Annotated in this window: 17 protein-coding genes; 11 read left to right on the forward strand and 6 right to left on the reverse strand. The window is 58.3% G+C overall.

Annotated elements, in window-relative coordinates:
* Window positions 1-281 precede the first annotated feature (281 nt).
* The 3 genes from AB5Y99_RS06570 (at window position 282) to AB5Y99_RS06580 (ending at window position 4,428) form a co-directional block, all read left to right on the forward strand.
* Window positions 282-1,568: an outer membrane protein transport protein gene (locus AB5Y99_RS06570; protein WP_005360328.1), complete on the forward strand. Its 1,287-nt coding sequence runs from the start codon at window positions 282-284 to the stop codon at window positions 1,566-1,568.
* A 252-nt stretch (window positions 1,569-1,820) separates the two neighbouring features.
* Entirely contained in the window at window positions 1,821-3,089 is a 1,269-nt protein-coding gene (locus AB5Y99_RS06575) for an outer membrane protein transport protein (RefSeq protein ID WP_323892291.1), read from the forward strand.
* 115 nt (window positions 3,090-3,204) lie between these two features.
* Window positions 3,205-4,428, forward strand: a complete 1,224-nt coding sequence (locus AB5Y99_RS06580) for an EAL and HDOD domain-containing protein (RefSeq protein WP_005333249.1) — start codon at window positions 3,205-3,207, stop codon at window positions 4,426-4,428.
* Here AB5Y99_RS06580 and AB5Y99_RS06585 read toward each other — a convergent pair.
* On the reverse strand, window positions 4,425-5,600 hold the full coding sequence (locus AB5Y99_RS06585; protein WP_139733163.1) for a thiolase family protein: 1,176 nt from the start codon (window positions 5,598-5,600) through the stop codon (window positions 4,425-4,427). The genes AB5Y99_RS06580 and AB5Y99_RS06585 overlap by 4 nt on opposite strands.
* A gap of 122 nt (window positions 5,601-5,722) precedes the next feature.
* On the opposite strand from AB5Y99_RS06585, the gene AB5Y99_RS06590 reads away from it, so the two are divergent.
* Window positions 5,723-6,115 carry a MerR family DNA-binding transcriptional regulator gene (locus AB5Y99_RS06590; protein ID WP_005360322.1) on the forward strand — a complete coding sequence of 131 codons (393 nt, stop codon included), beginning with the start codon at window positions 5,723-5,725 and terminating at the stop codon, window positions 6,113-6,115.
* Window positions 6,116-6,221: 106 nt separating this feature from the next.
* On the opposite strand, the gene rplY is transcribed toward AB5Y99_RS06590, so the two are convergent.
* The 5 genes from rplY to AB5Y99_RS06615 form a co-directional block, all read right to left on the reverse strand.
* On the reverse strand, window positions 6,222-6,509 hold the full coding sequence (gene rplY / locus AB5Y99_RS06595) for a 50S ribosomal protein L25 (protein WP_005333252.1): 288 nt from the start codon (window positions 6,507-6,509) through the stop codon (window positions 6,222-6,224).
* A 116-nt stretch (window positions 6,510-6,625) separates the two neighbouring features.
* A complete protein-coding gene (locus AB5Y99_RS06600; protein WP_270820591.1) occupies window positions 6,626-7,513 on the reverse strand; it encodes a hypothetical protein in 888 nt (295 codons plus the stop codon).
* 95 nt (window positions 7,514-7,608) lie between these two features.
* On the reverse strand, window positions 7,609-11,508 hold the full coding sequence (gene hrpA, locus AB5Y99_RS06605; RefSeq protein ID WP_236563868.1) for an ATP-dependent RNA helicase HrpA: 3,900 nt from the start codon (window positions 11,506-11,508) through the stop codon (window positions 7,609-7,611).
* A gap of 240 nt (window positions 11,509-11,748) precedes the next feature.
* Window positions 11,749-12,171, reverse strand: coding sequence for a CBS domain-containing protein (locus tag AB5Y99_RS06610; protein ID WP_005333273.1), 423 nt, complete (start codon window positions 12,169-12,171; stop codon window positions 11,749-11,751).
* A 120-nt stretch (window positions 12,172-12,291) separates the two neighbouring features.
* Window positions 12,292-13,569, reverse strand: a complete 1,278-nt coding sequence (locus AB5Y99_RS06615; RefSeq protein ID WP_064337890.1) for an HD-GYP domain-containing protein — start codon at window positions 13,567-13,569, stop codon at window positions 12,292-12,294.
* A gap of 844 nt (window positions 13,570-14,413) precedes the next feature.
* Here AB5Y99_RS06615 and AB5Y99_RS06620 point away from each other — a divergent pair.
* The 7 genes from AB5Y99_RS06620 to AB5Y99_RS06650 all read left to right on the forward strand — a co-directional run bounded on the left by AB5Y99_RS06620 (window position 14,414) and on the right by AB5Y99_RS06650 (window position 22,712).
* A complete protein-coding gene (locus tag AB5Y99_RS06620) occupies window positions 14,414-15,952 on the forward strand; it encodes an arylsulfatase (RefSeq protein WP_223849303.1) in 1,539 nt (512 codons plus the stop codon).
* Window positions 15,953-16,095: 143 nt separating this feature from the next.
* Window positions 16,096-17,073, forward strand: coding sequence for an AAA family ATPase (locus AB5Y99_RS06625; RefSeq protein WP_368209090.1), 978 nt, complete (start codon window positions 16,096-16,098; stop codon window positions 17,071-17,073).
* Window positions 17,074-17,081: 8 nt separating this feature from the next.
* Window positions 17,082-18,065, forward strand: coding sequence for a DUF58 domain-containing protein (locus AB5Y99_RS06630; RefSeq protein WP_368209092.1), 984 nt, complete (start codon window positions 17,082-17,084; stop codon window positions 18,063-18,065).
* On the forward strand, window positions 18,065-18,586 hold the full coding sequence (locus tag AB5Y99_RS06635; protein WP_368209093.1) for a DUF4381 family protein: 522 nt from the start codon (window positions 18,065-18,067) through the stop codon (window positions 18,584-18,586). Before AB5Y99_RS06630 ends, AB5Y99_RS06635 begins: the two co-directional genes overlap by 1 nt.
* Entirely contained in the window at window positions 18,579-19,622 is a 1,044-nt protein-coding gene (locus tag AB5Y99_RS06640; RefSeq protein WP_368209095.1) for a VWA domain-containing protein, read from the forward strand. Before AB5Y99_RS06635 ends, AB5Y99_RS06640 begins: the two co-directional genes overlap by 8 nt.
* A complete protein-coding gene (locus tag AB5Y99_RS06645; RefSeq protein WP_368209097.1) occupies window positions 19,619-21,349 on the forward strand; it encodes a VWA domain-containing protein in 1,731 nt (576 codons plus the stop codon). Before AB5Y99_RS06640 ends, AB5Y99_RS06645 begins: the two co-directional genes overlap by 4 nt.
* Window positions 21,330-22,712: a BatD family protein gene (locus tag AB5Y99_RS06650; protein ID WP_368209098.1), complete on the forward strand. Its 1,383-nt coding sequence runs from the start codon at window positions 21,330-21,332 to the stop codon at window positions 22,710-22,712. Before AB5Y99_RS06645 ends, AB5Y99_RS06650 begins: the two co-directional genes overlap by 20 nt.
* The last annotated feature ends 88 nt before the right edge of the window (window positions 22,713-22,800 follow it).

The raw sequence follows: 22,800 nt of genomic DNA on the forward strand, positions 1-22,800 counted from the left end.
ACAAAATTATTTTTGTGACGGAGATCGGCAATCCAGGTCAATAATCCACCTTTACACCCTCAAAATGATGAATTAAACAGCAAGTTAAAACAAATGATTAACACATCGATCACTTTTATGTATTCTGCTGTCACTGGTCTGATTTCTTACCTCCTACCAGATCCATAGAATCACGCCAGAATTGATTGGGAAGAAGCTGAAATAAAAACGGATTTTGTCGAGGTTTGCATTGAACGTGCAGCCAATATCGGCAAAAAAATCTGCCTACAAGAGAGAACACCATGACGACAACAATTTTCAAAAAGAGCCTGATTGCCGCCACCATCGCGCTGGCCACCGGTCAAGTCCATGCCGCGGCATTCCAGTTGAACGAGCACTCGGCCTCCGGTCTGGGTCGCGCCTATGCCGGTGAAGCGGCTATCGCCGACAACGCCTCTGTTCTGGCCCGTAACCCGGCCGCCATGACCACCTTCGACAAGATGGCAGTTTCTGTCTCCGGCACCTACATCAAACCGGATGTCGATGTGGATGGTGCTGTTTACGCTGGCGCGAACAAAATGGCTCCAGCCAGCGAAAGTGGCATTGCTCCGGCAGCCTTCGTTCCCGCCTCCTACTTTATTCAGCCGCTGAATGACCAGTGGGCTTGGGGTATTGGCATCTTCTCCAACTACGGTCTCTCCACCGAATACTCCAAAACCTTCCCGGCTGGTGCCGGTGCTGGTGATACCGAGTTGATGACCTTCAATATCAACCCGAACATTGCCTATCGTGTCAACGAACACTTCAGTGTCGGTGCCGGTATCAACGCCGTTTACGGTGCCGCCGAACTCAACCGCTATGCCGGTCTGCTGGGCCCGCTGAACCCACCTAGCCAAGGTGGCCCGCTGCCGACAGATACTCGTCTGGCTCACTTGAAAGGCGACACCTGGGGCTTTGGCTGGAACGTTGGTACCCTGTATGAAGTCAATGAAAACCATCGCTTTGCACTGACCTACCGTTCACAAGTCGATATGAGCTTTGACGGTGATTTCCAAGGTGCAAGCTCACTGAATCGCACCGTGGATGGCAACCTGAAGCTGGATCTGCCTGCACAAGCCGAGTTCGCTGGTTACCATCGCCTGAGCCCGCAGTTTGCTGTTCATTACTCTGTAAACTGGACTGACTGGAGCGCCTTCCAGGAGCTGAAAGCAACCAGCAGCCAATGTGCTGGCGGCGTATGTCTGCAAAAAGATGAGAAGTTCAAAGATTCTACTCGCTACTCCATCGGCGGTACCTGGTATATCAACCCGGCATGGGAAGCTCGCATGGGCTTTGCCTATGACAACACCCCGATCGAAGCTGACTACCGCAGCCTGAGCATTCCCGACTCAGACCGTATCTGGTACAGCGCCGGTGCCACCTACCATATCAACACCGATATGAGCGTTGACTTTGGTATGGCTTATCTGGACGGTAAAGAAGTTGACGTCAACGAAGGTCTGCGTAGCCACTCCGACAGCCTGCGTTGGAAAGGAACTTCCCACGGCAACGCCTTCCTGGCTTCTGCCCAGTTCAACATGAAGTTCTGATTATTGATAGAATGGAAAGAGCGCCGCCAGGCGCTCTTTTTTTGTCCGAAATAGCCAGTTCAGCGCACACATGTAGCACACACCTGTTTATTTTTCTTTTTTAATCAAGCTATTAGAATGCATCCTTCCAGCATTTAATCTTGTTTTATCCAGATACTGGCCATTACCGTTGCCTTACTGGTCATACCATATAAAATCCTGCCTCCATTCATATGACCGATTGAACCTTCGGGTAACAGCAAGGATTTTGCCATGCATCCCATCATCAAACCATCCACCATCGCCCTGCTGGTGATCGCGGGTCAGGCCCATGCAGCTGGGTTCCAGCTGGCTGAGCAGTCCGCTACAGGCCTGGGACGCGCCTTTGCCGGTGAGGCCGCCATCGCGGATAACGCCAGTGTGCTCTCCCGCAATGCAGCAGCCATGACCCGCTTCGATCAGATGGCGCTCTCTGGCGGAGTCATCTATGTCAGTCCTGACGTCAATATTGAAGGCAACACCCGCTTGCCGACCAAAGCCGGCATCGTCACCTCCGATGCCAGTGCACACGATATCGCCGCCGCAGCCTGGGTTCCCAACGCCTATCTCATCATTCCACTCAATGAGCAGTGGCGACTCGGCTTCTCGGCAACCTCTTACTACGGCCTTGGCGTCAAGATGCCGGATAACTACAGCGCGGGACACTTTGGCAATGTCTCCGATATCAAGACCATGGATCTGGGTACCTCACTCGCCTATCGCATCAATGAGATGTGGTCAATTGGTGCCGGGATCTCTGCTATTCAGGGCGAAGGCGAAGTCGGTGGCACCTTCCCCTCTCGCAACCTGATCGCAAAACATTTGCAAGGGGATGGCTGGGCATGGGGCTGGAATGTCGGCACCTTGCTGGAGTTGTCCGAACAAACCCGAATTGGCCTCTCCTACCGTCACGATGTCACTTTGACCCTCTCGGGAGATGCTATCGTGGGCCGACCCAATGCAGATGGCTCCGTTACCGAGATCAGAGATACCGGTAGTCTGGATCTGCCGTTGCCAGCGACGGCAGAGTTGGCGGCGTTCCATCAGCTGACTGACAAGCTGGCTCTCCACGGCAGCCTGAACTGGACCAATTGGAGCAAATTCGTTCAGTTGGAAGCTGATCTCAACAATTTGCAGAACATGCACATCAAGGACGAGCACTGGGAAGATAGCTGGCGCTACGCCATCGGTATGACCTATCAGGTCACTCCCAAATGGCAACTGCGCTCCGGTGTGGCCTATGACGCCAGCCCTGTGCCAGCCGATCGTCGTACCATCTCCATCCCGGATTCCGATCGGCTCTGGTACAGCCTGGGAATGGGGTATCAGTTCACGCCCAACCTGACCGTGGATCTGGGGCTGACCCTGATCGATGGCAAAAAGGTGGATGTCACTGAAAAAATGGAGCTGCAACCGGGTAATCCGCTGACGACCTCCACCTTCCAGGGCACTTCCGAAGGGGATGCCTGGCTGGCTGGTGCACAATTGAGCTATCTCTTCTAAATTCCTTCCCTGCAAAAAACGCTATGCCAATTATTGCCTTACTCAATAAGGTGAACACTGGCATAGTGTTCTGCAACACCATAAAATCAACCCAGTACCTTTACTGGAGCAAGGCATGTATTCCTACGTAGCAAGACAGCCGATCCTCGACAGAGACCTCAAAACTCATGCCTATGAGCTGCTCTTTCGCGATAGTCTGAATAATGTCTTCCCGAGCATCTCCTCCCAACAGGCGACGTCACGCCTGGTGGTCGAACAGTTCCTCCAACAAAATATCGATCAGCTGTTGGGGGGCCGCCCCTGCTTTATCAATTTCCCCCACTCACTACTGCTGGAGGGATTGGCAGAGTGCCTGCCGCCCGAAAAAGTGGTGATTGAGATCCTGGAAGATTCCCCACCGGATGATGCCCTGCTGGAAAAGGTAAAACAGCTGCACAAGCTGGGATATCAGCTGGCACTCGATGACTTCACCATGTCACCGGATTGGGAGCGCTTCCTCCCCTTTATCCACATCATCAAGTTTGATCTTCGTGCCACCCCCCTGATGCAGATCAAAGTGTTTATCCAGCGGCATCAGACGCTGGGGCTCACCTATCTGGCGGAAAAAGTAGAGGACAAGGCGGAGTTCGAGCGAGTCAAACAGCTGGGGATCCAGCTGTTCCAGGGCTTTTTCTTCAGCCGACCCGAGATGGTCAAGCAAGCCACCATGGAGCCGGCGCAAGTCGTGGTGATGCAGTTGCTCAACGTGGTCAACGAGGCAGAGCCTGATATCAACAAGATTGAGCAGCTACTCGGTCAGGATATCTCCCTCTCTCTCAAGCTGTTGCGCTATGTCAACCATCTCAAAGGTCACACCAACCCTATTTCGTCATTTCGCCAGGCTGCCATCTATCTGGGAAACACCCAACTAAAGCGCTTTGTTTCGCTGGTAGCCGCGACCAGCGCCGGCAAGGGCAAGAGCGCCGAGCTCTACCAGATGTCGATGATCCGTGCCCGATTCTGTGAACTGCTGGCCCACGCCCACGCCCCGAGCCAGCAGGCACAACAAGCCTTTATCACCGGTCTCTTCTCCCTGCTGGATGTACTGATGGAGCAGCCGATGGACAAGCTGCTCGGCACTATCCCTCTTATCGACGATATTCGGCTGGCGCTGCTGGAGCGCAAAGGCAATCTGGGTTTCTACCTCGCGTTTTGTGAAGATTACGAGAGCGCCAACTGGTCACGGGTCACGGCCAGAACAGCCCGCCTGGGGCTGAGCGAGGATAAGGTGAGTCACCTCTATCTGGCCGCCACCACCTGGGTCACGGAACAACTGCTGGCGATGGAAGCCACCAATTAATTCGTTTCGTCATTCACTTCGACCGCGATAGCGGTCGCCTCCCCGCCCCCGATACAGAGCGCGGCCACGCCTCGCCGCAAACCCCGTTGCCGCAGCGCGGCAATCAGCGTCACCAGAATGCGCGCGCCACTCGCCCCCAACGGATGACCGAGTGCACAGGCCCCACCATGCACATTGACCTTGTGATGAGGGATGCCGACCCCTCTCATGACCAGCATGGTGACCATGGCGAAGGCCTCGTTGATCTCGAATAGATCCACCTCTTCCACCGACCATGCAAGACGCGCCAGCAAGCGTGAAATGGCGCCAATGGGCGCAGAGGTAAACTCGGCGGGCAATGCCGCGTGGCTCTGATAACCGACGATCCGTGCCAGCACGGGTACCTGCCAGGCTTGCGCCGTGGCGCCATCCATCAATATCAGCGCCGCCGCACCGTCCGAGATAGAGCTCGAATTGGCTGCCGTAATGGTGCCCTCCTTGCCAAACGCTGGCTTCAGGGTCGGGATCTTCTCCGGTCTGCCCTTGCCGGGCTGCTCGTCTTCGGCCAGCAACAAGCGATCACCGCGATAGACACTTGCCAGCTCGGATGCAAACGCGCCGGCTTGCTGCGCATCGCGCGCACGCTGCAACGACGCAAGAGCAAACTCATCCATGGCACTGCGGGTCAAACCGGCCTGATCGGCGCTGCGCTGGGCATGTATCCCCATCAGCTGGCCATCATAGGCATCTTGCAAACCGTCGAGGAAGAGGTGGTCCAGCACCTTTTGATGCCCCATCCGAAAGCCGCTGCGGGCATTATCCAGCAGATAGGGGGCACGGCTCATACTCTCCATCCCCCCCGCGACCACCACCCTGTTGTCACCAAGGCGGATGGTATCCGCCGCCAGCATCACTGCTTTCATGCCGGATCCGCACACCTTGTTGACCGTGGTAGCAGGCACACTATCTGGCAACCCTGCTTTCAACAACGCCTGCCGGGCTGGCGCTTGCCCCACGCCCGCCGCCAGCACATTGCCCATAAACACTTCATCGACCTGCTCCGGACTCAGCCCGCTTTGCTGTAGTGCCGCCTCGATGGCACAGGCTCCCAACTCAGGCGCAGTCACCTCTGCCAATGCCCCCTGAAACGCCCCCATCGGAGTCCGTTTTGCCGCCACAATTGCAATATCCATTTGCCTGCCTCTGTTTGTTACATGGCCATAACATAGGGGTTCTGACGCAATGGAACAAGAGTTGCAGTGCAGTTTACGTTTAGGTAAGGTGCAGACAGGATTTAGTTCGCCAAGAAGTCTGTATGAACAACAAGGATGAAGGACGGCGCTTCAGCATCAGTGAGCTGGCCCGGGAATTTGATATTACGACGCGCAGTATCCGCTTTTATGAGGATCAGGGGTTACTCAATCCCGCCCGAGAGGGACAAACCCGCATTTACAGCAAGCAGGATCGGGTTCGCCTCAAGCTCACCCTGCGCGGCAAGCGGCTCGGATTCAGCCTCGCCGAGATCCGCGAGCTGTTTGATCTCTATGATGCCGACAAGAGCAGCCGCACCCAGTTACAGACCATGCTGGGACTGGTTGAGGAAAAACGGGAGACACTGCAACAGCAGATGGAAGATATCAGGATGGTACTGCTGGAGCTTGATGCCGCCGAGCAGCGTTGCCAACAAGCCCTTAGCCAGCTGGGATAACCGCCTTGCTGGCTTATCAGGTAAGTCCCTTCAGCCTGCTCACAAGATGCCAGATAGCAAAAAGCCACTCCTGAGAGTGGCTTTTCTTCAACCTGACGGTTCGCTATTAAACGCGAACGAAGTCCAGGTGGATCAGCTTGTAACGTACCGGGTGACGCTGGATAGCTTTCACTTTTACGTTAACTTCTTCACCGTTGATAACCAGAGTCAGTACAGACTCATAGAATTCCGGCTTCTCTTGAGCCAGGATCATTTTCTTGTGGTCAACAGTGATGGACAGAGCTTCTTTACCTGCACCGTAAACGATGGCAGGAACTTGGTCAGCTTGACGCAGGCGGCGGCTCGCACCTTTCCCCAGGTCAGAACGGACTTCAGCTTGGAATACGAAAGACATAGTATGTATCTCTTTTGGATGAATTTATGGTGCTAACTGCGACCGGTCAGCACCTCGCAAAACGAGCGCGAATACTACCACGGGCCAAACTCTGATACAAGGTACCGACTCTGCATTTAGCGCCCCTGCTCCAACCGGGCGAATTGCTGCTGACGCTGGGCCGGGCTCAGGGCATCAAACCGCGCCAGGGTCTCGGCGCGCGGGCAGTAGAGACCCTCCCCCGTTCTAACTCGAATGCTCTTGCCAAGCCGCTGCTGGTTCTCTGCCACCAGCGCCAGCAAATAGCTGTAGGTATCAGCTCCCCGGGCACTGGATAACTGATTCGCTATACGCCACAGGGTCTCCCCTGCTGCGACCTGATGACACACGGTTTGTGGACCGCCGGCCGCAGGAGCCGAGAGGGTAAGCATGACGTCACTGCCTGCGGATAAGCTAGCCGTGTGGCTGGCGAGCGCCATATCGGTGCTCGCTACTCCCTCATCTCCTTTGGCACCACTCATCCCCGCAGTGCGAAAGGCCACCCCCAGCTGAACCAGTAGAGGTTCGCTCTCGGCGGGGTCGGTGAGCATATCAACACCACCGAACGCGTCTTGGGGTGTGCGGAACTCGGCGATAAAGGGCGCGACAGGTTGCGCGTGATAAGCAGGGGACCCACTCCCCTGCTGCACGATTGCACCAGCCGCAACAGCCTGCCCGGGCACAACCCCGTAAGCCATCTCGTCGATGCGCCGCAGCCTTGCCAGATAGGTTTTGGAGAGCTGCGCCTCCCCCTCGAACAGATCGAAGGGGGGCACCAACCTGGCAGGAAAGAGGATCTGCCAGCGACCGTGCTTTTGCTTTTGGGCCAGCGGCGGAAACTGATTGCCACGCCAGGCCACAAACATCGCAGGCGGCGTGCGCGCCAGCGGGTAATATTCCGGGTTCAACTGCACCCAAGTTTGTTCCGCGATGGGTTGATAACCGCTGATCACCACCTGCGCCACACTCAACCAGATCCCCAGCATCCTTGCCTCCCTGATTTGCGGTTTGAAGGGGCTACCTGACCGGCAACCCCTTCTCATCACCCGCTATCATGCTGTTAAAACAGTTAGATAGCAGCTTAGCACTGAGCGATGGCGTTAAGCACCCGTTTATCGGAGACCGGATAAGGGGTCCCCAGATTCTGGGCAAAGAACGACACCCGCAGCTCCTCGATCATCCAGCGAATATTGGCCACCTCGGTGGGAATAAGCTGGGATTTGGGGATCTTGGCCAGCAGCGCCTTGTACTCCGACTCCACGCTGTGCACTTTGAGCATGTAGACCCGATCCCGGTTGGGATCGATAGCCAGCTTCTCCAGGCGACGCTCGATGGCCCGCAGATAACGCAGCAAATCAGGCAACCGCTGCCAGCCGGTCTCGGTGACAAAGCCCTTGTGGATAAGGTTGCCCAACTGCTGCTGGATGTCGGACATGGCAAAGGCGGTGTCGAGCTGCATCTTCCCCTTGAGCCGTTTCTTGATCTCATGGGAGAGGGTCAGCACGGCTTCCACCTGCTTGGCCACTTCCACTACCGCATCGTTGAGCTCGGCGCGAACATACTCCTTGAGCGCCTCGAAACCGGCCTCGTCCCAAGCCATGCCGCCGTGCTGCTCGATCAGCTTGTCGCAGCCACAGGCGATGCAGTCGTCAATCAGCTCCGCCACCTTGCCAAACGGGTTGAAATAGAGCCCCAGCTTGGCCTTGTTGGGCAGCTTCTCCTGCAGATACTTGATGGGAGATGGCACGTTGAGCAGCACCAGCCGGCGCTGACCGGCCCACATCAGCTGCTGCTGCACCACCGGACTCTCCACCAGCTGGATGGCGACCGAATCCTTCTCGTCCACCAACGCCGGATAGGCTTTCACCTCGAAGCCGCCGCGCTTCTGGCTGTACTCCTGCGGCAGCTCGCCAAAGCTCCACAGGGTGAGGCCGGACTGCTCGATGTCATCATCCGCCACTTGCGACAGGGTTTCCTGCACCTTGCCACGCAGCGACTCTTTCAATGCCTCCAGGTCTTTCCCTTCCGCCACTTTCTTGTGTTTGTCGTCCACCACCCGGAAGGTGAGTTTCAGGTGATCGGGCACCGAATTCCAGTCCCAGGATTCGCGGGGCACGGTCACGCCGGTCATGCGGCGAAGTTGGCGCTCCATCTCGTCCAGCAGCGGCCCCTGCTCGGGGTTGATGCTGGCAAGCAGCGCATCGGCATAGTTCGGCGCCGGCACAAAGTTCTTGCGCATCGGCTTTGGCATCGACTTGATGAGGGCCACCAACAGCTCGTGACGCAGCCCGGGGATCAACCACTCGAACCCCTTCACCTCCACCTGATTCAGGAGCGGAAGCGGAATATGCAGGGTCACACCATCCGCCGCCTCACCCGGCTCGAACTGATAGGTCAACTTGAGCTTGAGACGCCCCTGCTGCCAGAAGTTGGGGTAGTCAAGATCGCTGATGTGGGCGGCATCTCCCTTCATCAGCATCTCTTTTTCGAAGTTGAGCAGCTCGGGATCCTGCTTTTGCGCCTCTTTCCACCACTTGTCGAAGTGGCGGGCGGAGATCACCTCCTCCGGCAAACGGGCATCGTAGAAGCGGAACAAGTCCTCGTCATCCACCAGGATGTCGCGCCGACGGGACTTGTGCTCCAGCGCCTCCACCTCGGCCAGGAGCTTGCGATTGTCGCTGAAGAAGCGGTGACGGGTCTCGAAATCCCCCTCCACCAAGGCGCGGCGTATAAACAGCTCGCGGCACAGCGCCGGATCGATACGGCTGAAGTTGATGGTGCGCTCGTTGACTAGGGTCAGACCATAGAGGGTCACCTTCTCCTTGGCCATTACGGCGCCGTTTTTCTTCGACCAGTGAGGATCGCTATGGTGCAGCTTGACGAGGTGGCCTGCCAGCGGCTCCACCCATTCGGGTTCAATCTTGGCGTTGATGCGGGCGTAGAGGCGCGAGGTTTCCACCAATTCTGCGGCCATCACCCACTTGGGCGGCTTCTTGAACAGACCCGAGGCCGGGAACAGGTGGAAGCGGCCATTGCGAGCACCAAGGAACTCGGGCTTTTCCAGATCCTTGTTGCCGATATGGCTCAAGAGGCCTGTCAAGAGCGCGCAGTGCACCGTCTTGAAATCCGCCGGTTCATGGTTGGCTTTAAAACCCAGCTCCTTGACCGTCTGACGCAGCTGGAAGTGAATGTCCTGCCATTCACGCACCCGCAGGTAGGAGAGAAACTCCTTCTGGCACATGCGGCGGAACGGGTTGCTGCCAAGGGCATCCTGCTGCTCCTTCAGGTAATTCCACAGATTAACGAAGGCAAGGAAGTCGGAATCCTTGTCCTCAAAGCGTCTGTGCTGCTCGTCGGCGGCCTGCTTCTTCTCCATGGGCCGTTCGCGGGGATCCTGAATGCTGAGGGCCGCGGTGATCACCATCACCTCGCTCAAGCAGCCAGTTTGCGCCGCGCTGATCACCATCTTCGCCAAACGCGGATCAAGGGGGATGCGCGAGAGCTGGCGACCGGTCTCGGTCAACTGCAACTTGGCTTCGCGCTCGCCGGTGGCGGGCAGCTCGCGCACCGCCTCCAGCTCTTTCAAGAGAGTCAGGCCGTCCTTGATATGGCGCGACTCTGGTGGCTCGACGAAGGGAAACGCCTCCATGTTGCCAAGGCCGAGCGCCAGCATCTGCAGGATGACGGAGGCCAGGTTGGTGCGCAGGATCTCGGGGTCGGTGAAGGCAGGGCGGCCGTTGAAATCCTCCTCCGAGTAGAGGCGGATACAAATGCCGTCCGCCACCCGACCGCAGCGCCCTTTACGCTGGTTGGCACTGGCCTGGGAGACCGGCTCGATGGGCAGGCGCTGCACCTTGGTACGCCAGGAGTAACGACTGATGCGGGCGGTGCCCGGGTCAATGACGTAACGAATGCCCGGCACCGTCAGCGATGTCTCCGCCACGTTGGTGGCGAGCACGATGCGTCGCCCAGCATGGGGCTGGAACACCTTGTTCTGCTCGGCGTTGGAAAGACGGGCGTAAAGCGGCAGCACCTCGGTATCGCGCAGATTGAGCTTGCGCAAGGCATCGGCAGTATCGCGGATCTCCCGCTCGCCATTCATGAAGATGAGGATGTCCCCCAGTCCCTCGCGGGCCAGCTCTTCCACCGCATCGAAGATCCCCTGCAGTTCATCGCGCTCTTCAAGCCCTTCGCTCTTGTCACTGACGAGTGGACGGTAGCGCACCTCCACCGGATAAGTGCGGCCGGAGACCTCGATCACCGGCGCCTTGTTGAAATGGCGGGAGAAACGTTGCGGGTCGATGGTAGCCGAGGTGATGATCACCTTGAGATCCGGGCGCTTGGGCAGCAGTTGCTTGAGATAGCCCAAGATGAAGTCGATATTGAGGCTGCGCTCGTGGGCCTCATCGATGATGATGGTGTCGTACTGGGTGAGCATCCGGTCGTTCTGGATCTCCGCCAGCAAAATACCGTCAGTCATCAGCTTAATGTGGGTCTGCTCGCTCACCTGATCGGTAAAGCGCACCTTGTAACCCACGTAGTGACCGAGTTCGGACTCCATCTCCTCGGCAATACGGGCCGCCACAGTGCGGGCCGCCAGACGGCGCGGCTGGGTGTGGCCGATGAAGCCCTTGACCCCACGCCCGAGCGCCAGACAGATCTTGGGGATCTGGGTGGTTTTGCCCGAGCCTGTTTCCCCTGCAATGATCACCACTTGATGTTCTTGAATGGCCTTGGCGATCTCAGCCTGCTTCTGGCTGACCGGCAGGTTGTCCGGATAAGTCACCTTGGGTACTCCGGCCAGACGGGTTTGATAACGCACTTCGGCGGCGGCCAAATCAGCGGCGATAGTCTCCAGCACGGCGGCCTGTTTGCCTTCAGGCAGCTTCTTGACCCCGTGCAGACGGCTGGAAAGGCGGCGGGCGTCGAGATTCATGCAGGCAGAGAGACGGCGGCGCAGCGCCTCGATAGAGAGAGACAAGGTACGAATTCCTTAAATAGGTGCCCAAAGGGGCCATATCGATTAGCTGCGAGCGATCCTAAAGAGCGAGCGGGAACGGTGCAAGCCTTAACGTAGCGTTATCTATGGGAAGACAGAGAGATTGGCCGATCCTCATATATGGTAAAACAATCATTGTAAGATGGCATAACACGAATAAATCGCAGCATATGAAATAGCCAAGGCAAGCCGAAGCTTGCCTTGGGAGAGAGGAAAACAGGGTTAACCGTGGGTGTGATGGACAAAACAGGTAGTGAGCTGGGCGTGAATGGCCTGCATGACGTTGTGGCGATTGATGACCCCGAGCAGACGCCCCTCCTCCACTACCGGATAGATCTTCGGCTTTTGCCCCATCATCATCTCCGCCAGACTCAAAATGCTGGTATCGGGTCCCACCGACAACACCTCCTTGCGCATCACATCCTTGACCTGCGCCACCTGTTCGCAGTGATAGGCCTCCTTAAGCAGCACTGCGATGCAATCCTGCTCGGAGATCCAGCCAATCAGATGGCCCTGCCCATCCACCACCGGGCCACCGAGCTGATGACTGTTCAGAAATTTCTCGACCGCAGCTTGCACCATCATGTCGGCAGTGAAGGTGATGGGTCTGCTCTGCATATAATCCTTGGCTTTTAGCGATTCCATATCTGCTCCCCTACGGTAGTCCATCAAGCTGGCGTCTTGTGCGCCGGTACCGGCACCATGCTCGGCTTGTTCCAAGCATAGCTGGCTCGCGGCGGTATGAGTCAGCGGCCAGCCTCTCCCTCAATTGATGGCATGATCCGGCTCGCGATCCGGAATAGCTGCCATCATCATCTGCGGCAGGTGATCGGCCAGCACCGCCACCACAGCGGGATCAACCCGCCCCTGATCCGCCAGTTGCTGCATAAAGGTCAATGCGTCACGGGCAGGCAGGCCGCACCGATAAGGTCTGTCCTGCACCATTGCCTGAAAAATATCGGCGACCCGCAGGATCCGCGCTTCGAGCGCCATGGCGGATGCCGGCAGGTGGAACGGATAGCCCTCCCCGTCAGGCTCCTCATGGTGATAGGCCGCCCAACAGGCAATCTCTTCAAACCCTTCGATATGGCGCAAGATCTGGTAAGTCTCGAAGCTGTGGGTATTGATGATGGCCCGCTCCTCTTTCGTCAGGCTGGCAGGCTTGTCGAGGATCTCGTCCGGCACCCTGAGCTTGCCCAAATCATGCAGCAAACCGGCGATCTCCAGCATGTCACAATGGATGGCACTGACTCCCATCAATTCTGCCAGTGCCCGAGACAACCTGCTCACACCGAGTGAATGCGTCATCGTGAATGGGCTTTTGGCGTCGACAATGCCGGAGAAGATCTGCGCCAGCGCTTTTAGCTCCCCGTTGAAGGTCAGGCAAGGCTCCCGCACCTGCAGCATCTCCAGCATGTAATCATTGATGGAGCGCGCTTCCAGCTGCAGCCAGAATGCCTCAGAGCGAGACGCCTTGAGGAAGGCATCCACCAGCTCGGGGGCAAAGAACTCGTCACGGAAATCCTGCAGGCGTGCGCGGATCTCGTTGGTATGCATCAACAATGAACCATCGCCATAGTAAGGCGCCGCCAACGCATCGCAGCGATCCACCAGAAAGATAAGATTGGCCTGACGGGCTACATTGGGGTCCACATCGGCCATCTCGCGCAACAGGTGCCAGTGGGTGTGGTGATAACGGATAGGCAGGGCCAGTGGAGCCAGCAAACGGAAATCCTTGAGCAGCTGATATCCCACCTCGCAGTGGCGCTGGGAGGACTCCCAATCGAACTCGCTGACCAGATGGTGATGGGTGATGGTCGAGGAGACACCGATATCATGCAGCACCCCGACCTCGAACAGCAGACAGCGTTCGGCCTCACTCATCCCCAGCTCTCGGCTGCACTCGGCAGCCATAATCCCGACCCGTTTACCGTGGGCCACATCGCCAATGCCCACCAGATCCAGCGAGGCTGACAGGGCATACACCACCTGCCTTAGATCCACTTGCAACGAAAAGGGCGCTGCGCCCTGCGCTCTGTCCATGATCCGGGTCCCATGCGATGTTGTCGTATCAAACTGGCGCTGTTTTATCCTTCGCCTTCTATCAACTTAGTCAATAGCCGAGCCTTTTACCTTGTTTTTATAGGCATTTATGACCCAGGCACCTTGAAAAGACAAAGATCACAGCTGGATTTACTTGGCCACTCCCATTCAAGTTATATTTATCCGTTCAAAAATATGCGAGCAGACTTTTTAAATCTCGCGTAGAGATTGTGAGCAATTTTAAAAACTCATATCTGAGCGAAACAATCAACACCCCAACTTTACTTAATTATGACTTAATCAGAATTAAAGAGTGCTCGTTTTGCCAGTAAGAATTTTGAATAAAGGCACACCACAACGCTCATAACAGCTCTCATCCCCTAAATTGATTAGCCGAACTGTGAACTCCATCACCCATTTATTCGCCTTATCGCCATCGATAGCGGTAGACATCTCCGCCTTCTGGATACAGCTTCCCATGCTCGCTCGAGCCCACCCGATAGCCTGCGACCAAAGGGTTGGCGAAAAAATATCGGATAACCAGCGGTTATATTCGCTATAAGGCGACAGGAATAAACGGGATTTATAGAGTGAAACTGTTGAAAGCTGATTTCCAAGCTGCGGTTAACACAGGCTATTCAGGTCATATCACTCTTTGCAGGTCATAACGACAGCGATAAAGGGGAATGTGCCCATCCGGGTATTCCATCCCCTCCAACAGCCTGCACGGGATGATATTTCCACCGCGTTAAACGCACGCTGCTTTCATCGCCCATTTTGTGTACCAATTCACATCAGATTAGGAGTGGAGCCAATAATGGCCATTCAAATAAACAAAATAGCCATGAGCCTTGCCTTAATGGCCACCGCTGGTAGTGCCACAGCAGCCGCCAAGCCCAATATTCTTGCCATCATGGGCGATGACATCGGTTACTGGAACATCAGTGCCTACAACCAGGGGATGATGGGCTACCAGACCCCGAATCTGGACAGGATCGCCAATGAAGGGGCCCTCTTTACCGATCACTACGGTCAGCAATCCTGCACCGCCGGCCGCGCCGCCTTCATTACCGGTGAAGAGCCATTCCGTACCGGTCTGCTGACCATCGGCATGCCCGGATCCACCCACGGCATTCCGGATTGGGCCCCCACCATCGGTGATCTGCTCAAAGAGCAGGGTTACATGACGGCTCAGTTCGGCAAAAACCATTTGGGCGATCAGAACCAGCACCTGCCGACCAAGCACGGCTTCGACGAGTTCTTCGGAAACCTCTATCACCTGAACGCGGAAGAAGAACCGGAAACCTACTACTACCCGAAAGATCCTGAGTTCAAGAAGAAGTTCGGCCCACGCGGCGTCATCAAATCTTCTGCCGACGGCAAGATTGAAGATACCGGCCCCATGACTCGCAAGCGCATGGAGCATGCTGACGAAGAGTTCCTCGAGTCCTCACTGGCGTTCATGGAGAAAGCTGTCAAGGCCAAGAAGCCCTTCTTCATCTGGCACAACGCCACCCGCATGCATGTCTGGACCCGTCTGCAAGAGAAGTATCAGGGTAAATCCGGCGTCAGCATCTATGCCGATGGCATGCTGGAGCACGATGATCAGGTGGGGATCCTGCTCGACAAACTGGACGAGCTGGGGGTCGCCGACAACACCATCGTGATCTACACCACTGACAACGGCGCCGAGACCGTCAGCTGGCCGGATGGCGGCACCACCCCCTTCTACGGCGAAAAAGGCACCACATGGGAAGGCGGGATGCGGGTTCCGCAACTGGTTCGCTGGCCGGGCGTGATCAAACCAGGCACCAAGGTCAACGCCATGATGGCCCATCAGGACTGGATGCCGACCCTGTTGGCCGCAGCCGGTGTACCGGATGTGAAAGAGAAGCTGGCCAAGGGCTACAAGGCCAACGGCAAACAGTGGCGGGTGAAACTGGACGGTTACAACTTCATGCCGTATCTCGCCGGAAAAGCCGACACCTCCCCACGCAACTCCATGCTCTACTTCTCCTCAAACGGCGAACTCAACGCCGTGCGCTGGAATGACTTCAAACTGAACTTTGCCACCATGGAGGGCAACATCACCGACGCGGCGCGTGTGACTCCAAACTGGCCGCAGATCATCAACCTGCGCGCTGATCCGTTCGAGAAGGCACCGCATGAGTCAGGCATGTATCTGCGCTGGATGGCAGACAACATGTGGCTGTTCGTACCTGCACAGGGGATCCTGAAAGAGTTCTTCGACACTCTGCCCAACTACCCGATGCAGCAGAGCTTCCAGATGAACCCTGCCAGCATTAGCTCTCAGAGCCTGATGCTCAAGGGCAAACTGGCAGAGCTGGATGCACTCAAACAAAAAGTCGCCACCATCAAGTAAGGCGGTGACTCCAACGCCCATCACTCTCTGGTGGGCGTTTTCAATTTCCAGCCGGCTCGCCCGTGCCGGCTGGAAATTGAAAATCCGTTGGCCCCCTCCTAGCCCTATCTCTGTCTCGTTAAATGTACCCTGTGGAAAACCCTATGAACCCCTTGCAACAACAGATCTCTCAACTCATCGAACAGGTTGGTCACAGTGTGGTCGGCCAGTCCCATGTGATCCGCGCCCTGGTCATCGGCCTGCTGACCAATAGCCACGTGCTCCTTGAAGGTTTGCCCGGCACCGCCAAGACCCGCTCGGTCAAGGCGCTGGCAGAAGCCCTCAATACCAGCTTCGGCCGCATTCAGTTCACCCCCGATCTGCTCCCCTCAGATGTAACCGGCACCGAGATGTATCAAGAGCGTGACGGAGCCCACCAGTTGCGTTTCCAGCCAGGCCCCATCTTCAACAGCATCGTACTGGCCGATGAAGTGAATCGCGCTCCCGCCAAGGTTCAAGCGGCGCTGCTGGAGGCGATGGCCGAAGGCACCGTCACCGTCGGTGACAAGAGCCATCGCCTGCCTGAGCTCTTTATGGTGCTGGCCACCCAGAACCCCATCGAGCAGGAGGGGACCTACCCGCTGCCAGAAGCCCAAATGGATCGTTTTGCCCTCAAGGTCTCGGTCGCCTACCCCGATGATGAGGCAGAGCTTGCCATCATTCGGCTGGTGCGGGCCGAAGAGCGCGGTACCCGTGAGAAGAACGAGGGATTCGCCCCCCTCTCCCCTGAGCTAATCTTGCAGGCCAGATCAGAGCTCTCGGCCATGACGGTCTCACCGCTGGTGGAGCACTACATCATTGCGCTGGTCATGGCAACCCGACACCCCGATCGCTACCCTGCTACCGGGCTGCCACAGTGGATAGCGGTCGGCGCCAGCCCCCGCGCATCCATTGCTCTGGACAAGTGTGCCCGCGCCTATGCCTGGCTGCAAGGGCGCAACCATGTGCTGCCCGACGATGTGCGCGCCATGGTGCCCAGCGTGCTTGGCCACCGCTTTACCCTCAGCTATGACGCGCTGGCAGATGGGGTGGATCACCAGCAGGTGGTGATGACTCTGCTCGATCACGTCGTCATCGGGTAAGCGATACCATGACACCTCGCTCCTTATCCCATGACAGGCTGACACAGTGCGGGCAACCGCCCAGTGGTGATCCCCGCATCCACTGTGACTACCTGACGCTGGTCCGGCTACAGGGGCTGGTCGGCCAGTTTTCACTGCTGCCCCGGTTAAACAGCGGCAACCTGCTGTGCGGCCGTCACCCGTCACGCTTCCGCGGCCGTGGACTCAACTTTGAAGAGCTGCGCCACTATCAGCAAGGGGATGATATTCGCACCCTGGACTGGAAAGTGACCCTGCGCACCGGCCGCCCCCATGTGCGCAGTTATAGCGAAGAGAAAGATCGTCACGTGATCCTCTGTGTTGATCAGCGCAGTTGCATGTTCTTCTCCTCGGTGGAGATGATGAAGTCGGTAGTGGCCGCCGAAGTCGCCGCCCTGCTCGGCTGGCAAGTACTCAAAGAGAACGATCGGGTCGGGCTCGCCATTTTGCACTGCGATGGCGTGGCGTGGCTGAGAGGCCAGCGCTCCCGTGGCCACTGGTTGGCAGGGCTGCGCCAGCTCTGTGCCGCCAATCATGCTCTCTCGGCCACCAGCCACGACAGCGAGGCGACCGGTATGGCCCCCCTGCTGGCGATGCTGGGCCGCCTCAAGTTGAAAAATACCACCCTGATCTTTCTCAGCGACTGGGCAGGCGTCACCGAGGCCGACCTGACCCGCCTCGGTTACTTGCAACAGCACAACGATGTGCTGGCACTGCACATCGCCGATCCCCTTGAGTCGACCCTGTCGACCACAGCCGCTGGCGCCAGCTTGGTAGTTGGCGATGGCCAGTACCAGCTCAATATTGCTCCCCACCAGATCCCTGTGCTGGATCAGGGGCTAGCCCGCCAGCAGCAGCTGAAAAAAGATCAACTGCTGCGACTGATGGCCCTAAAGGGATTGCCGCTTATCACCCTCGACACCGGTGGCCACCACCTCGCCCGCCTCATTACCGCATTGGGAGGAGATCACTGATGAACCACAAGCTGCCCGGCACCTATATGCTGCGCGAATTGCAGGACGTGACCGTACCACCCACCATCAGCTGGCAACCGCAAACCGCAGGCTGGCTGCTGCTGGCGCTGAGCCTGGGGGCGCTGGCGCTGCTCTGGCTCTATCACCGGGCACAGCGCTGGTGGCAACAGCGTTACCGCCGTGAAGCGCAGGCGGCCCTGTGCACGATCAACTGGTCTGATGCCGGGGCCAATCTGGCGCTGTTTCACCTGATCAAGCAGGTGTTGACCCACCTAGATCCCCGGCACGGCAAGCTGTTTGGCTTGGCATTGCTGCAGACCCTCGACAATGCCATGGCTGATAGGCAGCCCCGTTTCGCGACCGAACTGGGGGAGCGCTGGCTGGTATCGCTGGTCTGTGACCAGGTGGTGTTAAGCGTGAGTGATCAGCTCTGCCTCGTTTCCCTCTGCAACGACTGGCTTGCCCACCACCAGACTCCAATACAAACAGCCTCGTTGGCGACGGAGGCCCGTCATGCTTGATGCCGGTCTCGAGTTTGCCCACCCCCACTGTTTCTGGCTGCTGCCCCTGCCGTTGCTGGTGTTTCGCCTTATTCCGGCCTATCGCACCCGGCAGAGTGCCATCAAGGTGCCCTTCTTCGACCTGCTGATCGACCTGCTGGATGAGCCGCCGCGTGAGGGGGCAACCCAGCTGACTGCCAGCTGGTGGCAACGGATCGCCCTGATCACCGTTTGGCTACTGGCGGTGCTGGCGCTAGCCAAGCCCACCATCTATGGCCCGCCTCAGGTACGCGAGCGGTTCGGGCGGGATGTGATGATAGTGCTGGATCTCTCCGGCTCCATGGCAGAGACCGACTTCTCCCCCGACCCCGGCAAGTCCCTCAGTCGGCTCGACGCCGCCAAAGAGGTGCTTAAACAATTTGCTGCAACGCGCGAAGGAGATCGGCTCGGGCTAATCCTGTTTGGGGATGCCGCCTTTCTCCAGGCGCCGTTTACCGCCGATCTCGACACCTGGCAAACCCTGCTGCAGGAGACCGATGTCGCCATGGCGGGCCAGAGTACCCATCTGGGAGATGCCATCGGTCTGGCAATCAAAGTGTTCAACAACAGTGATCGCCACGGGCAACTAGAGCAGAACAGCGCCAAGCGGGAGAAAGTCGCCATCATCCTTACCGATGGCAACGACACCGGCAGTTTTGTCAGCCCGCGGGATGCGGCCCGGGTAGCCGCGGTCAACGGCGTGCGGCTGCATACTATCGCCATGGGGGATCCGGCCACCGTCGGCGAACAGGCTCTCGATCTCGATACCCTGCAACAGTTGGCGACCCTGACCGGCGGCCAGTTGTTTCAGGCTCTTGATGAGGCGCAGCTGACGCGCGCCTATCAGGTGATCGGTGAGCTGGAGCCACAACGCTACGAAAGCACCCGCTTTCAGACTCGCGAAAGCCTGCACCATTACCTCATCGCCGTCAGCGTCGGCCTCTATCTCACCCTCTTTTCCCTGTTGACCCTCAGGCGCTACCGCCTGCGCACTGCTCTCTCAGGAGACACGCCATGATGGATCCTCTCTACTGGCAACAGCTCTGGCTGAATGCCCACTTTCTGCGCCCCTGGTGGCTGCTGGCCTTGCTCTCCCTTGTCGCCATCCTGCTGCTGCGCTGGCACATGGATGAAGCGAACAACTGGCAACAGCGGCTGCCGCCCCATCTGCGCGAGGCGCTGACGCTGGGGGACACCGGCTGGAAAAAGAACCTGCCCCTCAAGGTGCTGGGGCTGCTGATGGGGCTGGCCATCCTGATCTGTGCAGGGCCGACCTGGAGCCGTGAACCCTCCCCCTTTGGCGAAGATCAGGGCGCCCTGCTGATCCTGCTCGATAACAGCGACTCCATGCTGGAAACGGATATCGCCCCCAACCGGTTGACGCGGGCCAAGCAGAAGATCAGCGATCTGCTGGCGACCCGCGATGGCGGGCGCAACGGGCTGGTGGTCTTTGCCGGCTCGGCCCACACCGCCATGCCGCTGACCCGTGACAATGCCGTCTATGACCCTATCCTCGCCGCCATCCGTCCCGAGATCATGCCTAAAGCGGGCAAGCGCACCGAACAGGTGATCCCGCTGCTCACCGAGCTTCTGGCCGATGAGACAGGCAGCACCGTTTTGCTGGTGAGTGATGGCATCAGCCCCGCAGCCATCGCCCCCTTGGCTGACTATTTCCGTGGTCAATCCCGTCAGTTGCTGATCCTGGCCGCTGGCGACCCGGCCCTGAGTGGCAAACGCCCGCTGGAGCTTGCCTCACTACGGCGACTGGCCAGTGACAGCGATGGCACCCTGCTCACCATGACGGTGGATAATGGCGATGTAGAGCGCATCAACCGGGGGATTGAACGCAACTTTTTGATCCATAACGACTCCCTGATGCCCTGGCAGGACATGGGTTACTACCTGCTCTTTCCGGTCGTCGCCCTGCTGCTGCTCTGGTTTCGCAAAGGCTGGCTGGTGCAGTGGGGTCTGGTGGCAGCCATCGGTCTCTCCCTGTTACAGACGACGCCTGCGCAGGCCACCACCTTCTCGCTGGCGCCCGCAGAGCCGACAGAGCCTGCGATCAATCACTGGGCAAAGGAGCTGAAACAGCAGTGGTTAAACCTCTGGCTCACCCCGGATCAGCAGGGGCAGTGGTACTTCCAGCAAGGTGACTATCTGGAGGCGGCTAAACACTATGAAGATCCCTTCTACAAAGGGGTGGCCTACTACTATGGCGCCGAGTTTGCGCTGGCCCAGTCAGCATTCCTGCAAGCCGACTCCGAACAGGCTCTGCTCTATGCCGGCAATGCCCTCGCCAGACAGCGTGAGTATCTGGCCGCCCGCCGGCTGTTCCGGCAACTGGCTGACGAGGACAGCGACCCGAGCGTGCGCCAATCAGCCGCCCACAACTATCAGGTGATGAGCCGGATTGTTGACGAGATCAACCGCGCCAGTCAGAGCCAGACCGGCACGCCGGATGGACCTGATCACTCCAGTGAACTGCCCGATGATGAGCCACGCAGTGCCGACGGGGCGGAAGAGACAGTGGCTTCATCCCTGATGGCGCGCGAAACCCTGACCGCAGATCAGATCCTGGCCAATCCGGCGCAGGCCGAAAAGTGGCTGCGCCGGGTGGAGTCTGATCCCGGTGACTTCCTGCAAGCCAAATTCCGCCTCCAGCTACAAGCGCAGCAAACGGGCGCAACCGCCCGTCCTCGTTCTGCCACCCACAAGGAGCCTACCCATGTGCAACCGGCACAATAAACTCCGCTACTGGCTGTATGGATATATGGCGACCGCTACCCTGCTCGGGGCCGTGCTGCTCACGGTCGAAGCACAAGCTGCCGAGGCCGCTGATGCGACTGACGCCACTCAGGTGACCCTCAAGAGCTGGTTGAAAGATCAGGGGAAGGAGAAGCGCCCCTATGCCGTCAACCAGCAGATCACCCTCTATCTGGAGCTGGCCACCAACCGCTGGTTTACCGCGGGTACCCGCATCGGCCAGTTCGAGCTGCCGGGGGTCATGGTCAAGCAGCGCAGCGAGCTGGCGACCAACTTCACCCAGCGCCGCGATGGCGAGACCTGGTCGCACCAGCGCTGGGAGCTGACGCTCTATCCCCAGCAATCCGGCCAGTTCGAGATCCCCGCCATCGCGGTACGGGCCACCGTGGCGCGCCCTGAAGGGGGCTCCCGGCAGATCACCCTCACCACCCCCCCTCAGCGTTTTGCCGCCGCTCTGCCCGACCCTGCCCTGACGGTCGGCGGGCGTTGGCTGAGCGCCAGCAATCTCACCCTGAGCCAGCGTTGGCAGCGCTCTGCGGATGACCATGCTGACGGCGAGCTGCGGGTAGGGGATGCTATCACCCGCACCGTGACCGCCAGCGGGCAGGATACCCTCTCGGTGCTGATCCCGCCGCTGATCACTCCGCTTGCAAGCGATGGGCGGGTACAGGCCTATCCGGCGCAAGCCCGACTGAACGATACCCAGGAGCGGGGGGAGTACCTCTCGACACGGGAAGATAAGACTACCTATATCGTGCAGCGCGGTGGTGAGTTGACCCTGCCCGCGCTGGAGCTTGCCTGGTGGAACAGCCAGACTGGCCAGCTGCAGACCCTGACCCTCCCCGGGCAGACCCTGCAAGTGCGCCACACTCCCGCCTCCTGGCTGGCGGCCTACTGGCATCGGTTGCTTGGAGTAGCCGGTGGTGTAGCCCTGCTGGTGCTGGCACTCCTGGCTATGACCCGTTACTACCGTCACCACCCTCGCCCGCTCGGCTGGCAATATGGAGCCGCCATCTGGAGCAGGCAGTGGGGAGCGGTGCGGGTACTTGCCTATCGCTATCTGCGGGCCAAGAGGGGTTTGCTGGAACTTAGCCGTGTCAGTTCCGATCAGGCTTGGCAGCAACAACAGGCTGTATTCCAGCAAGATCCCCTTGATCGGGCTGATGCGCTCAGGATGGGCTGGCGCCTGCTGGTGCGCCTGCAAAGGCGACGGGGCGCCAGTCATGGCAACATCCGCTCACGGTTGGGCCACATTGTCGGCTGGCAAGCGGCCCTGCCGGAATTGCCCCCCCTGACTGGCAAACCGACCTCAGCGGATCAGTCATCCAGCAACGCAAACAGATAAATAAAGTGCGCCACGCAGCAACCAACCCCTGCACTGGTTGTCCCACTTTGCCCACTTCATTACACTGCCAAAGTGGGATACCCGCTGG

The sequence above is a fragment of the Aeromonas sp. R4-2 genome (genome assembly GCF_040908295.1).
GTDB classification, from domain to species: domain Bacteria; phylum Pseudomonadota; class Gammaproteobacteria; order Enterobacterales; family Aeromonadaceae; genus Aeromonas; species Aeromonas veronii.

Excerpts from the sequence above, each read along its gene's own strand:
- AB5Y99_RS06570 (WP_005360328.1), top strand. The coding sequence starts at position 282 with ATGACGACAACAATTTTCAAAAAGAGCCTGATTGCCGCCACCATCGCG.
- AB5Y99_RS06575 (WP_323892291.1), top strand. The coding sequence starts at position 1,821 with ATGCATCCCATCATCAAACCATCCACCATCGCCCTGCTGGTGATCGCG.
- AB5Y99_RS06580 (WP_005333249.1), top strand. The coding sequence starts at position 3,205 with ATGTATTCCTACGTAGCAAGACAGCCGATCCTCGACAGAGACCTCAAA.
- AB5Y99_RS06585 (WP_139733163.1), bottom strand. The coding sequence starts at position 5,600 with ATGGATATTGCAATTGTGGCGGCAAAACGGACTCCGATGGGGGCGTTT.
- AB5Y99_RS06590 (WP_005360322.1), top strand. The coding sequence starts at position 5,723 with ATGAACAACAAGGATGAAGGACGGCGCTTCAGCATCAGTGAGCTGGCC.
- rplY (WP_005333252.1), bottom strand. The coding sequence starts at position 6,509 with ATGTCTTTCGTATTCCAAGCTGAAGTCCGTTCTGACCTGGGGAAAGGT.
- AB5Y99_RS06600 (WP_270820591.1), bottom strand. The coding sequence starts at position 7,513 with ATGCTGGGGATCTGGTTGAGTGTGGCGCAGGTGGTGATCAGCGGTTAT.
- AB5Y99_RS06610 (WP_005333273.1), bottom strand. The coding sequence starts at position 12,171 with ATGGAATCGCTAAAAGCCAAGGATTATATGCAGAGCAGACCCATCACC.
- AB5Y99_RS06615 (WP_064337890.1), bottom strand. The coding sequence starts at position 13,569 with ATGGACAGAGCGCAGGGCGCAGCGCCCTTTTCGTTGCAAGTGGATCTA.
- AB5Y99_RS06620 (WP_223849303.1), top strand. The coding sequence starts at position 14,414 with ATGAGCCTTGCCTTAATGGCCACCGCTGGTAGTGCCACAGCAGCCGCC.
- AB5Y99_RS06625 (WP_368209090.1), top strand. The coding sequence starts at position 16,096 with ATGAACCCCTTGCAACAACAGATCTCTCAACTCATCGAACAGGTTGGT.
- AB5Y99_RS06630 (WP_368209092.1), top strand. The coding sequence starts at position 17,082 with ATGACACCTCGCTCCTTATCCCATGACAGGCTGACACAGTGCGGGCAA.
- AB5Y99_RS06635 (WP_368209093.1), top strand. The coding sequence starts at position 18,065 with ATGAACCACAAGCTGCCCGGCACCTATATGCTGCGCGAATTGCAGGAC.
- AB5Y99_RS06640 (WP_368209095.1), top strand. The coding sequence starts at position 18,579 with ATGCTTGATGCCGGTCTCGAGTTTGCCCACCCCCACTGTTTCTGGCTG.
- AB5Y99_RS06645 (WP_368209097.1), top strand. The coding sequence starts at position 19,619 with ATGATGGATCCTCTCTACTGGCAACAGCTCTGGCTGAATGCCCACTTT.
- AB5Y99_RS06650 (WP_368209098.1), top strand. The coding sequence starts at position 21,330 with ATGTGCAACCGGCACAATAAACTCCGCTACTGGCTGTATGGATATATG.